Annotated in this window: 12 protein-coding genes, 7 tRNA genes and 2 rRNA genes; 3 read left to right on the forward strand and 18 right to left on the reverse strand. The window is 58.1% G+C overall.

The window, feature by feature from the left end; translation table 11 throughout:
* Positions 1-2: 2 nt before the first annotated feature.
* A complete protein-coding gene (locus tag OS242_RS04235) occupies positions 3-800 on the forward strand; it encodes an EcsC family protein (RefSeq protein ID WP_267150387.1) in 798 nt (265 codons plus the stop codon).
* 83 nt (positions 801-883) lie between these two features.
* Here OS242_RS04235 and OS242_RS04240 read toward each other — a convergent pair whose 3' ends face one another.
* The 9 genes from OS242_RS04240 to moaA form a co-directional block, all read right to left on the reverse strand.
* The gene (locus tag OS242_RS04240; RefSeq protein ID WP_267150388.1) at positions 884-2,005 is read right to left on the reverse strand and encodes a glycosyl hydrolase family 18 protein; all 1,122 of its coding nucleotides are present in this window, start codon (positions 2,003-2,005) and stop codon (positions 884-886) included.
* A 91-nt stretch (positions 2,006-2,096) separates the two neighbouring features.
* Positions 2,097-2,957 carry an MraY family glycosyltransferase gene (locus OS242_RS04245; protein ID WP_267150389.1) on the reverse strand — a complete coding sequence of 287 codons (861 nt, stop codon included), beginning with the start codon at positions 2,955-2,957 and terminating at the stop codon, positions 2,097-2,099.
* Positions 2,958-2,964: 7 nt separating this feature from the next.
* Positions 2,965-3,651 (reverse strand): glycosyltransferase family 2 protein, encoded by a 687-nt coding sequence (locus OS242_RS04250; protein ID WP_267150390.1) that lies wholly within the window; start codon positions 3,649-3,651, stop codon positions 2,965-2,967.
* On the reverse strand, positions 3,648-4,544 hold the full coding sequence (locus tag OS242_RS04255) for a copper transporter (RefSeq protein WP_323372901.1): 897 nt from the start codon (positions 4,542-4,544) through the stop codon (positions 3,648-3,650). Before OS242_RS04255 ends, OS242_RS04250 begins: the two co-directional genes overlap by 4 nt.
* 3 nt (positions 4,545-4,547) lie before the next feature.
* A complete protein-coding gene (gene steA / locus OS242_RS04260) occupies positions 4,548-5,702 on the reverse strand; it encodes a putative cytokinetic ring protein SteA (protein WP_267150391.1) in 1,155 nt (384 codons plus the stop codon).
* A 264-nt stretch (positions 5,703-5,966) separates the two neighbouring features.
* On the reverse strand, positions 5,967-6,677 hold the full coding sequence (locus OS242_RS04265) for an SDR family NAD(P)-dependent oxidoreductase (protein ID WP_267150392.1): 711 nt from the start codon (positions 6,675-6,677) through the stop codon (positions 5,967-5,969).
* 35 nt (positions 6,678-6,712) lie between these two features.
* Positions 6,713-7,207 (reverse strand): MogA/MoaB family molybdenum cofactor biosynthesis protein, encoded by a 495-nt coding sequence (locus OS242_RS04270; RefSeq protein WP_267150393.1) that lies wholly within the window; start codon positions 7,205-7,207, stop codon positions 6,713-6,715.
* Between the two features lie 2 nt (positions 7,208-7,209).
* A complete protein-coding gene (moaC, locus tag OS242_RS04275) occupies positions 7,210-7,707 on the reverse strand; it encodes a cyclic pyranopterin monophosphate synthase MoaC (protein WP_267150394.1) in 498 nt (165 codons plus the stop codon).
* A 20-nt stretch (positions 7,708-7,727) separates the two neighbouring features.
* Positions 7,728-8,729, reverse strand: coding sequence for a GTP 3',8-cyclase MoaA (moaA, locus tag OS242_RS04280; RefSeq protein ID WP_267150395.1), 1,002 nt, complete (start codon positions 8,727-8,729; stop codon positions 7,728-7,730).
* 144 nt (positions 8,730-8,873) lie between these two features.
* On the opposite strand from moaA, the gene OS242_RS21310 reads away from it, so the two are divergent.
* Both OS242_RS21310 and OS242_RS04295 read left to right on the forward strand, forming a co-directional pair.
* Entirely contained in the window at positions 8,874-9,590 is a 717-nt protein-coding gene (locus OS242_RS21310) for a molybdenum cofactor biosynthesis protein (protein ID WP_323372899.1), read from the forward strand.
* A gap of 4 nt (positions 9,591-9,594) precedes the next feature.
* Positions 9,595-10,632, forward strand: a complete 1,038-nt coding sequence (locus OS242_RS04295; RefSeq protein ID WP_267150396.1) for a ThiF family adenylyltransferase — start codon at positions 9,595-9,597, stop codon at positions 10,630-10,632.
* 41 nt (positions 10,633-10,673) lie between these two features.
* On the opposite strand, the gene OS242_RS04300 is transcribed toward OS242_RS04295, so the two are convergent.
* From OS242_RS04300 to OS242_RS04340, 9 genes are all read right to left on the reverse strand, one after another.
* A tRNA-Ile gene (locus OS242_RS04300) sits at positions 10,674-10,750 on the reverse strand.
* Positions 10,751-10,774: 24 nt separating this feature from the next.
* A tRNA-Arg gene (locus tag OS242_RS04305) sits at positions 10,775-10,851 on the reverse strand.
* A gap of 3 nt (positions 10,852-10,854) precedes the next feature.
* A tRNA-Gln gene (locus tag OS242_RS04310) sits at positions 10,855-10,929 on the reverse strand.
* Positions 10,930-10,948: 19 nt separating this feature from the next.
* Positions 10,949-11,024: transfer RNA gene (locus tag OS242_RS04315), tRNA-His, on the reverse strand.
* Positions 11,025-11,109: 85 nt separating this feature from the next.
* Positions 11,110-11,186: transfer RNA gene (locus OS242_RS04320), tRNA-Pro, on the reverse strand.
* Positions 11,187-11,191: 5 nt separating this feature from the next.
* Positions 11,192-11,267 (reverse strand) — tRNA-Val (locus tag OS242_RS04325).
* Positions 11,268-12,158: 891 nt separating this feature from the next.
* Positions 12,159-12,275, reverse strand: a 5S ribosomal RNA gene (rrf, locus tag OS242_RS04330).
* Between the two features lie 8 nt (positions 12,276-12,283).
* Positions 12,284-12,359: transfer RNA gene (locus OS242_RS04335), tRNA-Val, on the reverse strand.
* 69 nt (positions 12,360-12,428) lie between these two features.
* A 23S ribosomal RNA gene (locus OS242_RS04340) occupies positions 12,429-12,606 on the reverse strand; the annotation flags it as partial.

Raw genomic sequence — 12,606 nt, forward strand, 5'->3', positions numbered from 1 at the left:
GGATGGAAACTCGCGAGGCGTTGCATGAACAACTGCTCATCGTCGAAAAATGGGAGGCCGACCAGAAAGATCTGTGGTTCTGGGAAAAGCTCGGCCGCCTGCCGTTCGCATTGCTCGATAAAGTGACGCCCCAATTTTTGCAAAAAAAGGCGGGCGAGGCGCTGGACGAGATGGTCGGATACATCGATACGGGCGGCAAATATTTGATTTCCGCGGACAGTCTGCTGGTACGCTTTCAAAAAGCGTCGGGCGATCCGACTTTGACTTTGGAATCGCTGTCCCGTCTGCCGCTGTCGCTGATGGACAGCACAGCGGCCGAGTTGAGCAAGTCCCGCTCGACATTTGCCACCGTCCAAGGCGCGACCACCGGATTTGGCGGCGTGTTCACGCTCGCCCTCGACATCCCGGTCCTGCTCGGCCTTTCCCTGAAGACGTTGCAGGAGATCGCTATCTGCTACGGCTACGACCCGAAGGAAAAAGCGGAGCGGGCGTTTATGATCAAGGTGTTGCAGTTCACCTCGTCCGACTTTGTGGGAAAAAAGGCGATCATCGAAGATCTCACCGCATACGGCGATCCGGACCGCAACCGGCAAGTCTTCGCCCAACTGCAAGGCTGGCGCGAGGTCCTGCTCGTCCAAGCGGAAAACTACGGCTGGAAGAAACTTTTTCAACTCATCCCCGTGGCCGGGATGGTCTTCGGCGCCTACGTCAACAAAAAGACCATCGACGAACTCGCGGAGACAGCGAAGATGCTGTACCGCAAGCGGCGTATTTTGGAGCGATTGGCGGAGATGGAGTAAATCAAATATGCCGATCTCGAATCACCGAGATCGGCATTTTTTTATGGCATGGAACATGGGGGTATCGAGCTCTGTTCTTCCTCTCACACCCCGAGCCCCTTTTCGACGGCCTGCCAGAACTCCTCATTCTCCAAGCCCATCCGCCACATCGCGACACCGGCCAGTCCGAACCCCTCGACCAATCGGGCCTTGATCGCGATGCTGCGCGCGTCCTCATACCAGACGACGTGCTGCGTGCCGTCTGCTGCGGTGTAGGGGAGATACGGCGTCTGACTCTTCTCATCCCACTGCGGCGCGGCACCTGTTTGTTTCAAAAGAGTCGGCAGGTTCTTCCACGCCACCGCTTTGTGCCCTTTGCCGGCGGTGAGATTCCAGTCGTTGCCGTACGCGGGCAGCCCGAGCAAGATCTTCTCCGCCGGTATCTGCGAGGTGGCGTACGTCAACACGTTTTTCACCCACGGCAAGCTCGCCGTCGGCCCGGGCTCCCCCCACGGGCCGTGCTCATCATACGTCATCAACTGCACCTGATCGGCTGCCTCGCCGAGCGCCCGATAATCAAACGCGCCGATCCACGAACTCTTCGGAGAGTCGCTCGTCTTTGCAGCGGTGGAGACGATCACCCGATACCCGTGCGGACGCAACGCCGCTCCCAATTCGCGCACAAACTGCGTGTACAGATCACGGTCGGTCGGGCGCATATTTTCAAAATCCACATTGACCCCGGCAAATCCGCCCTCCCGCACGAGTTGCAAGGATTGGGCAACCGCCCGTTGCCGCACCTGCTCGTCGCTGAGAATGAGGTGCGCAAGATCTTTATTAAAATCGTTATTTTTCTGATTTGTGATCGTCGCATACGTGCCGATCTGCTGATCCTTCGCGATTTGCAAAGAGTCACTCGGCGCGTCGCCCGCGACCTCCCCCGTCTCTGTGACGGTGAATGTCTGCGTCGACATTTGGTTGAGATAACTTCCGTACGCCGCCAGAGACTCCTTTGATTTTACATCTTTCGGGTGGTACACCGTATAATACCCGAGCACCGCTTTCACCGGCTTTACAACTGCCGGCTCCTCCCACGGTCGATCATCAACGGGAGCCGATACCGCCTGTACATGTTGCGGCTGCTCTTGTTCCGAAAACATGAAAACGGCACTGACTGCAACCGCAGCCAGCACCGACACCGAACCGATCCACCAATGTTTGTTCATGGTGCCTCCCTGCTCTCTAGTCAAACTTCTGTTCTTCTAGAAGATTCGAGAGAACGGGCCTTTTTATCTGGAGGAAACTCCGCCACTTTCTTCAAGTTCGCCCCAGCACATCAAACCAGCGCAGCCAGCGGTTTTTCTCAATCGCCTCCGACAGCGAGTACTTCTCCGTATACAGATGAAACAGCACCAGAAACGCCAACCATCCGATCACCGCCGCATCGCTGCACGTCGTCACCACCAGCACCCCGAGTGCGCCGCCGAGCAAATTCGCCCCGGCATCACCCATCATCGAGCGGGCCTGCAGATCATAGGGGAGATAGGCCAGCGTCAACCCGAGCAGCAGCCAAAACACCGGGCTCATCTCCGCCCGCAGCGACACGAGCGTCAGCACCACCAGCCCGATCAGCACCCCCTTGCAGGCGCGACCTGGCCGCAGATCGAGCAGATTGACCGAGTTGGCCGACAGCGCGATCACCAGCGCATCGAGCGGCAACCTCCACCCCGGCGACCCCAGCAACCACGCGCCAAACAGACCGGCGACGACGCCGACGACCGCTTTGATCAACCCGGTCGTCATCACGCCGTCCCGCACCAGCGTGCATAGATGTCCGCGCAGCCCGGTCGCGTCGCGGTTGCCGACCGCATCGTCGAGCAACCCCGCCGCAAACAGCAGCGAGCAGACGGTGAGACAGCCGATCAGATCGTGCAGCATCAGCCACGGCACCGGCATCCACTCGCTCGCCGTCATCAACAGCACCCCGACCAACACCAACGTCAGCCACAGCGCGGTGCCAAGCCCCACCGGGATCTTCTCACCGCGAAAGTTCGGCCGGACAAATCCCGCCCGCACAAACGCTTGTGACAGCGGCCGAAACAGAACCCGCATCCCCAGATACGCTCCCCAATACGCTGCCAACAGCGTCACCGTCGTCCCCCAAAACAATCCGTCCATCGTTTCGTCACCTCGTCTGCCTTCTGGAGTACAGCACGCGGGCGATCTGCACCAACTGCTTGCCCCGGTGCCAAAATCCGCGCAGGTCGCGCCCGTATTCACGATTCTTCATCTCCACCTCGACCTCCAGCAGCCGCATGCCTTTGCGCGCCGCATCGATCGTCATCGCCACCTCGACCCCGTACCCGTCGCCGAGCGACCCGATCGCGTTCAGCACCTTGCGATTGACAGCCCGCTGACCCGACAAAGGAGCCTGCAACTCCACGCCGCCGAGCTTTTTGATCCCGTTGCGGGCAAAATTTTTCACGATGCCAAATCCGCCCTTGCCCGGTCGCGGCAACACCCCGATGGTCATGTCACAGCGGTTTTCCATGATCGGCCTGATCAATTTCCACACCTCGACTGCCGAATCGGTCATATCCGCATCGAGAAACACCACCACATCGGCAGACGTCGCCAAAATGCCGGAATACAGCGCCGCTCCTTTGCCGTAATTGGTCGTATGCCGGATCACGCGCGCACCGGCCTCCAGCGACACCCGGTACGTCTCGTCGGTCGAGCCGTCGTCGATCACGATCACTTCGTCGATCCGCTCCAGCGTGCGTACGGCGAGGATCGTCTGGTCAATGCGATCCGCCTCATTCCAAGCCGGGATCAGCACGCATACTTTCGGAGTTCTGCTCGCTTCGGTCACTGTGCACTCACCTCTTTGGCATTGGTCAGCTTTGGCAACAGCGCCTCGGCCGTCTTCTTCACTCCGAAATGCCCCTTCGCCCCGCCTAGCACGTCGATCAGCGCCACCAGCCCGGTCGTCTGATCGACATTGTCCACCGTCGACACCCCGTGCTCGCGATAATAGCGCACGCCGGAGTGCGCCGCCTCCGAAGGCTCCGTGCCGACCACCGTCAACCCTCTGCTCTGCAACACCTTGAGCAGCGGCACATCGAGCGACAACAACCGCTGCCGGTTCTCATCCCCCGCCCCGCCGATCAGGATCAGGGCGTCCGGAGCCTGCGCGACCGTGCCGTTGACCGTCAACGCCTGTTTCTCCTGCAACTCCGTCAACAGCGTGCTGTCACTTCCCTCGCGATAGAGACTGTCCACCACGCCTTCCAGCAGCCGCTGTTGCCGCTCCTGCGCCGTCACGCCTTCTGCGTGTGCCATCCCTTTGCCCAGTTCAGACAGACCGGCTGGATCGTACAACAGGCGACTGTTCGTGATCAGCGTCGTGCTGGTCACATTCGCTCCCGCCTTCTCCAACGTGGTCAACAGCGCACTCAGCTCGGTCGGTTCCAACTGCAGGATCGCCACCTTTTTCCCCGGCAGCCTGTCTTGCACATAATGATCGCTGACCTGCGACACCACATGCAGGAGCTGCCTGCCTTTCGTATCGAGATCGACCGACTCCTGCTTGAGTTTGACATTCTCCGCCTTCGCCTGCGTATAACGGTCTTCGAGACGGTCGAGCAGTTGCACCTGCTCTTTGACGATCACCTGCTCGCCAAACGTGCCGCCGAGCAACAGACCGAGCCCGAGCGCCAGAAACACAGAAATACACGTGATGATGTGATACCGATAACCGTACAGCGCTCACACCCCCAACCACAACTTCACATTCAACCAGATCATCCGCAAAAAATGCCGCGTGATCGGATTGAGCCACGCCAAAATGCCAAGTGGTACCAGCGCCGCCGCAAACACCAAACAAGCCGCCTTCCAATCGGCAGCCCGGTGATAGAGCAAAGAAACGCCTTTGGCATCGACCAATTGATTGCCGATCCGCATCCGCGTCAGCACCGTGCTCGCCATGCCGCGCCGCCCTTTCTCCAGAAAGTCGATCATGTTCGAATGCGTCCCGACGGCGACGATCAGTTCCGCCCCTTGCTCATGGGCGACCAGCATCGCCACATCTTCGCTCGTACCGGGCGCCGGATACGTATGAGCTGTCAATCCCAGCCGCTCGATCCGCTCAAGCCCTGGGGCTCGTCCGTCCTGATAGGCGTGCACGATCAACTCCGCCCCGCACGCCAGCGCCTCATCGCTGACGGAGTCCATATCCCCCAGGATCACCTGCGGCCGAAATCCGACCTCCAGCAGCGCATCCGCACCGCCGTCCACCCCGATCAACACCGGTTTCAAATCTCTTATGTAGGTCGTGATCGCCCGCAGATCTTCCTTGTATGTCGGCCCCCGCACCACGACCAGCACATGACGCCCGACCCAGGTCGTCCGCAGGTGGAGTTCCGGCAGCTCGCCAAGGAAAAACTGCTTTTCCATCTGGGCATAGCTGAGCGTATTTTCCACGAACTGTTGCAGTTCCGCCCGCACGTTGGTCATCGCCCGCGCCATTCGGGACAGCACCTGCTCTTCATCCAGCAGTTCACCCCGTCCAATCACCGTGTCGCCTCGGACGATCAGATTGTCGATCAACTGCACATCCGCCCCGTCCGCCAATTCGATCAACAGTTCCGACGGTGCCTGATCGAGCAGCACGATGCCCGCCTTGACCAATTTCAGCGGACCGAGATTCGGATAGCGGCCGGAGATCGAGGCGGACGTGTTGATCACCGCCTTCACTTTGGCGGCGATCAGACCGTCCGCCGCCACCTCGTCAAGATCGACATGCTGGATCACCGCGATCTCACCCGGGAGCAGTCGCTTGACCAGTTGTTTGGTCTTTCGGTCGCAACGAGCAACGCCCGACACTCTGACAGCAGACGTCCGCCGTTCGGCGGCAAACCGCATCGCACTCACCTTCCTGGGCCCGATTTTTGGATACGGTTAGTATTTCCCCAGAAAATGAAAAAGAGACCCCTGGCTCGAAAAAAGGGGTCTCTTCTTCATGATAAGCTCGAGCAGTTTCTCCCACTCCCGCCAGGAGTGCCTGTTGCGGAGAAAACAGACCTATTTCCACGCTAGCCAAACGCGAAATAAGCCAGCCGTGCTAAATCCTACATCTATAAAGACGAGCGAAACCGACAAAAAGTTTCACTCAAAATAAAACTTTTTTCAGGAGGAGATGTACTCGCCCCAGATCTTGGTCGCCACTTGTTCCGGCGACGGGAGTTGTCCTTCTTCTTTCAGCGACACAAACCGCTGCCGGGTCGGAAACTCTGCCGCCCGGATCTTGCCTTGCATCCGGGTGTCCATCACGCCTGGATTGACGTTGTGGATCTGCACATGCGGCTGATCCGCGTACTGCTCCGCCAGCACATCGAAGAACATCTCATTCCCCGCCTTGACCGCGCAATAGGCCGCCCAGCCCGCGATCACGCGCTTGGCAGCACCGGAGGAGATGTTCAACACGCGGACCGTGACCTTGGCCTCTCCGACTTTCGGGACGGCAAACAGCGCGTTGGTCAGCACCATCGCCGCCGCCAGATTGATCTGGGACGACTCGATGAGCACCGCCGGATCGAGGCTGCCGACCGCTCCGATCGGGTCGACGATGGCCGCGTTGTTGATAAACACCACCTCATCGATCCGCTCGTCCGCCAGATATTCGGCAAACTCTTCGGCCGTCGGCAGTTCGGCGACCTGATTCAGATCGCGTCGCACCAGACGCACCCGCTCCGGTTGCTCCGCTGCCAACGCCTCTTGCTCCGGCAGAAAGCGGCGCGAGATCGCGATCACTTTCACCTCGCCATCCACCGCTGTGATCTTTTCAAATAACGCCTGTCCGAGACCGCCGGATACCCCTGTAATCACAAAAGCTTTCATCGTCCGTCTCCTTATATGTAAAATGCGCCTGATGCCTAAGACTTGTGCTCGCCCGTGTGCCCTTGCAGGATCTCCAGCGCATGCGGGATGACCGGCAACAGCACGTCCAGGCACTCGCGCACGCCTTTCGGGCTGCCGGGCAGATTGACGATCAACGTGCCGCCCCGCGTCCCGACCACCGCCCGTGAGAGCATCGCAAACGGCGTCTTTTGCAAGGACACTGCCCGCATCGCTTCCGCCATGCCCGGCACTTCGCGCTCGATCACCGCCAGCGTCGCTTCCGGTGTCACATCGCGGGGAGAAAGCCCGGTGCCGCCCGTCGTGACGACGAGGTCGAGACGATCGATGTCACAGTGTTTGATCAGCGTTTCCTTGAGGATGTGCAGTTCGTCCGGCACGACGTTGTACTGCACCACTTCCGCGCCGACGTCCTGCACCAGTTCACGGATCACCTGTCCGCTGAGATCTTCGCGTTCGCCTGCCGAGCCTTTGTCGCTCGCTGTCAGGATGCCCACTTTCCATCTCGCCATCTCTATTGACCCCCTTCGCGGCGGAAATCGCCGCTTTTGCCGCCGGTCTTTTCTTCCAGGCGCACCTCGCGGATCGTCATGCCTTTGTCCGCCGCTTTGCACATGTCATAGATAGTAAGCGCCGCCGCCGTCACAGCGGTCAAGGCTTCCATCTCGACTCCGGTTTGATAGGTCGTCGCCACCGTCGCGTAGAGATCGAGCAATGCTTCCTCCCCGGTCACAGCCCCTTCTTCAAACCGCACATCCACTTTCGTCAGCGGCAGCGGATGGCACATCGGGATGATCTCCGGCGTCTTTTTGGCTGCCATGATCCCGGCGACCTGCGCCACGGCGAGCACGTCGCCTTTTTTCATCTTGCCCTCGCGAATCAACGCCATCGTCTCCGCCCGCATCACGATCTGCGCGTAGGCGGTCGCCTCGCGCCGCGTCGCTTGCTTCTGCGTGACGTCGACCATGTGGGCGCGCCCTTGCTCGTTAAAGTGCGTCAATTTCTCCGTCACCGCTCCTGCCTCCCCCGTGTCTATCCGCCGATCTGCGACATCCGGCGCAAGGTCGGCGTATGCGAACGCTCCGCTCCCTCGAGAGCTTGCGCCATCTCATGCGTTTCCGGCTTGTTGTCGAGCGCGCGCCGGAACAGAGCGATCATCTTTTCTTCATCGCCGATCGCGTGCTTGACGTTAAACTCGTCGATCCAGTACAGGCACGGCTTGAGATTGCCGTCGGCCGTCAAGCGGAGCCGGTTGCACGACCCGCAGAAATGATCGCTGACCGGATGGATCAGCCCAAATTCGCCTGCCGCGCCTTCGATGCGGAAATAGTTGGCCGGCCCGTTGCCTTTGATCTCTTTTTCCAGCGCGGTCGTCGCCCATCCGTTGGCTGCGGCGCGCTTGTGCACCTCGTCCAGAGGCAGATAACTTCCTTTCCAATCGTCCCCTTCATGGCCGATCGGCATGTATTCGATGAACCGGACTGTGAGCGGTTTTTCGATGGACAGACGCAGGAAATCGTCGATCTCGTCGTCATTAAACCCTTTCATCAGCACACAGTTGATCTTTACGGGCGCAAATCCGACCTCGTAGGCCGCGTCGAGCGCATCAAGTACGCGTTTGAGGTCGCCCCCGCGGGTGATTTTTTCAAACCGATCCGCCCGGAGCGAATCCAGCGAGATGTTGACCCGCGTCACACCGGCCGCTTTCAAAGCCTGCGCGCGCTGGGCGAGGTAAATGCCGTTCGTCGTCAAGGCGATGTCGTCGATGCCCTCGATGGCAGACAATCGCTCGATCAGACCTTCCAAGTTCGGTCGCACCAGCGGTTCGCCGCCGGTGATGCGCAGCCGCCTGATGCCAAGCCGTGCTCCGACGCGTACGACCTCCTCGATCTCGTCAAAGCTCAGCACACGGTCATTTGGCAAAAACTCCAATCCCTCCGCTGGCATGCAGTAGCGGCAGCGCAGATTGCATCGGTCGGTGACCGAGATGCGCAGATAATCGTGAGTACGGCCAAATCGGTCGATTAGCAGCACTTTGTCTTCACCCCTTTCACGGAAAATGGAGTCAGATGAAATCATGGTCAGGTGCATGGCCTTATGTTATTCTCATGATGAACGATTTCAATGAATCTTTCTGTATGTCAACGTACATCTCGCACAGCAAAGGAGTTTTTCTTCATGTATATGGAAGTCAAACTGTTCGCCGGCGTGGCCCAAGCGGTCGGCTCCCCGATCTGGCAGGGCGAACTCCCCGACGGCGCACGCGTATCCGATCTATTTTCGGTGATCAGCGAGCAGAATCCTGCCTCGGCAGAGATATTGCGCATCTCTTTCGCATCTGTCAATCAAAGCTATGCGACATCGGACACTGTCTTGCAACCGGGCGACGAAGTGGCGATCTTGCCGCCGGTGTCGGGCGGTCAGGACGAGGTGGCGGATAACCGCCGATTCCTGATTACAGCCGAACCGCTTTCCGTGGAAGGGACGCTGGCCAAAGTGCGCCATCCTCACTGCGGCGCGATCAATCTGTTCGTCGGCACCGTCCGCGAACTGACGCACGGCAAGATCACGACTCACCTCGAATATGAGGCGTATGAACCGATGGCCGTGAAGATGATGGAGCAGATCGCAGACGAGATCGATCAGCGCTGGCCCGGCACCCGCGTGGCGATGGCGCACCGGATCGGCCGGCTGGAGATCGAAGACGCAGCGGTCGTGATCGCGGTCGCCACCCCGCACCGCGCCGCTTCGTATGAGGCGGGACGCTATGCGATTGAGCGGTTGAAGGAGATCGTGCCGATCTGGAAAAAAGAAAATTGGTCGGACGGCACCGAATGGATGGGGCACCAACAAGGCCCTTGGGACCCGACCAAGCCGGGAAGCTCGGAGGTGTAAGCAGATGAATGATTTGAATATGAGCCGTTATTCGCGGCAGATCCTCTTTGCGCCGATTGGAGAGGACGGTCAGCGCCGTCTGCTGAACAGCCGCGTGGCCATCGTCGGGATGGGCGCGCTGGGCACCGTGCTGGCCAACCATATGGTGCGCGCCGGCGTCGGCTTTGTGCGGGTGATCGACCGCGATTTTGTGGAGGCTTCCAACTTGCAGCGGCAGATGCTGTACCACGAAGCGCACGCCGCAGAAGGACTGCCCAAGGCGATTGCGGCTGCGGAGAGTTTGCGGGCGGTCAACTCCGGCGTGGAGATCGAGCCGGTCGTGGCTGATTTGACGTGGCAAAATGCGGAGGCACTGCTGTCCGATGTGGATTTGGTGTTGGATGGCACAGATAATTTTCAAGTGCGGTTTTTGATCAACGATGTCTGCGTCAAACACGGCCTGCCCTGGGTGTACGGCGGCGGTGTGAGCGCGAACGGCATGACGCTGCCCGTTCTTCCCGGTGAAACGCCTTGTCTGCGTTGCCTGTTCGACTCTGCGCCTGCTCCCGGGACGGTGCAGACGTGCGACACGGCCGGGGTATTGGGACCGATTATTCACATCGTCGCTTCGTATCAAGCGGTGGAAGCGATGAAGATCTTGGTCGAGGCGAAGGACAAGGTGCGGCGGTCGATGTTAAACGTGAGCATTTGGGAGTATGCGACCCATACGATCGATATCTCCCGCGCTCGCCGTGCGGATTGCCCCTGCTGCGGGGAAGGTCGGTATGAGTATCTGGAACCGGCGACAGGCGACGAGACGACGTCGCTTTGCGGCCGCAACACGATCCAGATCTCACCTTCGGAACCGATGGAAGTCAACCTCACCGCGCTCGCCGACCGCTTGCGTCTGAGTGGCAAGGTGGAGGCCAATAAGTTCTTGCTCCGCTTTTATGCGACGGAGGAGATCCGGTTGGTGATCTTCCCGGACGGCCGTGTGCTGGTGCAAGGGACGGACGATGTGTCGCGGGCTCGCAGTTTGTACGCGAAGTATATCGGGATGTAAAAAAGACCTGATCCGCGATGGATCAGGTCTTTTTTTCGTTTTGGTGGGCCCAAGAAGATTCGAACTTCCGACCTCACGATTATCAGTCGTGCGCTCTAGCCAACTGAGCTATGGGCCCTTATTTTATTTAAGGAAGTGAAGATGGCGTGCCCAGAGAGATTCGAACTCCCGGCCTTTTGATTCGTAGTCAAACGCTCTATCCAGCTGAGCTATGGGCACGTATGGCTGGGGAGGAAGGGATCGAACCTTCGCATGACGGAGTCAAAGTCCGTTGCCTTACCGCTTGGCGACTCCCCAACGTTTTTTGAAATGAAAATGGGGCGATCGAAGGGAATCGAACCCTCGAGTGTCGGAGCCACAATCCGATGCGTTAACCACTTCGCCACGACCGCCATGTTGTTTGTTGTCGCTTGGAGACGACGTTTACTAATATATCACGTTGCGTGGTGCGATGCAAGCGGGATCTTTTAGTAAAGATGGTCGGAATGCAGGGATTCGAACCCTGGACCTCACGCTCCCGAAGCGTGCGCGCTACCAAGCTGCGCTACATTCCGATCTTTGGTGGAGGCTGACGGGATCGAACCGCCGACCCTCTGCTTGTAAGGCAGATGCTCTCCCAGCTGAGCTAAGCCTCCAGGTTGTTGTTTGTGATGCTGTCAGCCGATGTATCGCGGCGACAGGACTTATCTTATCACGGGTGATGGTTTGACTCAACTGGGGATGTGGGGCGAAGTGAAACAAATGATCGGAGTTTTGGGGGTGAGGGTGGGTTAGGGAGTGAATTCTTGAACATGCTCTCGTTTAGAGGTGCGTATCATGTCAGGTCGTTTCGTTGGAGGTGGTGCAAGTGTGCGGGCTCTCTGAGTTCGTTTTCGGTTGCTGCGTGGCCGAGCGGATGGGGTATCCCTTGCCCCGCTCAAACACGTTTTGGCAAAACCCAGCCAAAACAACTCGCTCCTCCAAGGGACACCCCATCCGCTCTCACCGCTTGTTTTTAGCACTTCTTATGATGGTTAGAGTCTCACGTGAAGTGCCCGGCTTATAAAGTTTGCCACAGGACGACAAAGCAAGTCATCCGTTTCAGATTGTCTATCGGACCTGGAGCGCCTTGTTATGGTGCGATCATCAAAAAGTTCCGCTCTCTCGTTCTGAAAGAGTTTGGAAGCCCTCTAGCCGTGATCATAAAAATGATTCCACCATTGTCTGGGTCGTGATCTTTTTGAAACTGTTGCTTCAGTATTGAATCTCTTCGTGACTCGAGACGTGCTTTCTTATCTTTATATCGCATAAGTACGGATGTCCTGATCGGCGAGGTAATAAAAAAGATCCCACCATTGTCAGGGTCGGGATCTTTTTGAAACTGATGCTTCAGTATTGAATCTCTTCGTGACTCGGGACGTGCTTTCTTATACTTGTATCGCATGAGTTTGAATGCTCTATTAGACATTATAGTCAAAAAAGATCCGCCCATTGTTCTGGATCGGATCTTATTTCTTTTTGAAAGCTCGCGCTATAGAACAAAAATCGCCTCGCGACGATCTACTCTCCCAGGACCCTGCGGCCCAAGTACCATCGACGCTGGAGAGCTTAACTTCCGTGTTCGGGATGGGAACGGGTGTGGCCTCTCCGCAATTATCACGAGACGTTGTAATGGTGCGATCAACAGGACTCGAACCTGTGACCCCCACCATGTCAAGGTGGTGCTCTACCAACTGAGCTATGACCGCATGTTTTTGTTGTGTTCCCTGAAAACTGGATGCGAATGTTTATATGAGTGAGGCTTGCGCCTGTTTGCTTAGGATAAGCCCTCGACCTATTAGTACTGGTCAGCTGAATGCCTCGCGGCACGTACACCTCCAGCCTATCAACCTTGTCGTCTACAAGGGGTCTTACCACGTTGACCGTGTGGGAAGTCTTATCTTGAGGTGGGCTTCGCGCTTAGATGCTTTCAGCGCTTATCCCTTCCCGACATAG

Source organism: Tumebacillus lacus (assembly GCF_026410385.1).
In the GTDB taxonomy this organism is placed as follows: Bacteria; Bacillota; Bacilli; order Tumebacillales; family Tumebacillaceae; genus Tumebacillus; species Tumebacillus lacus.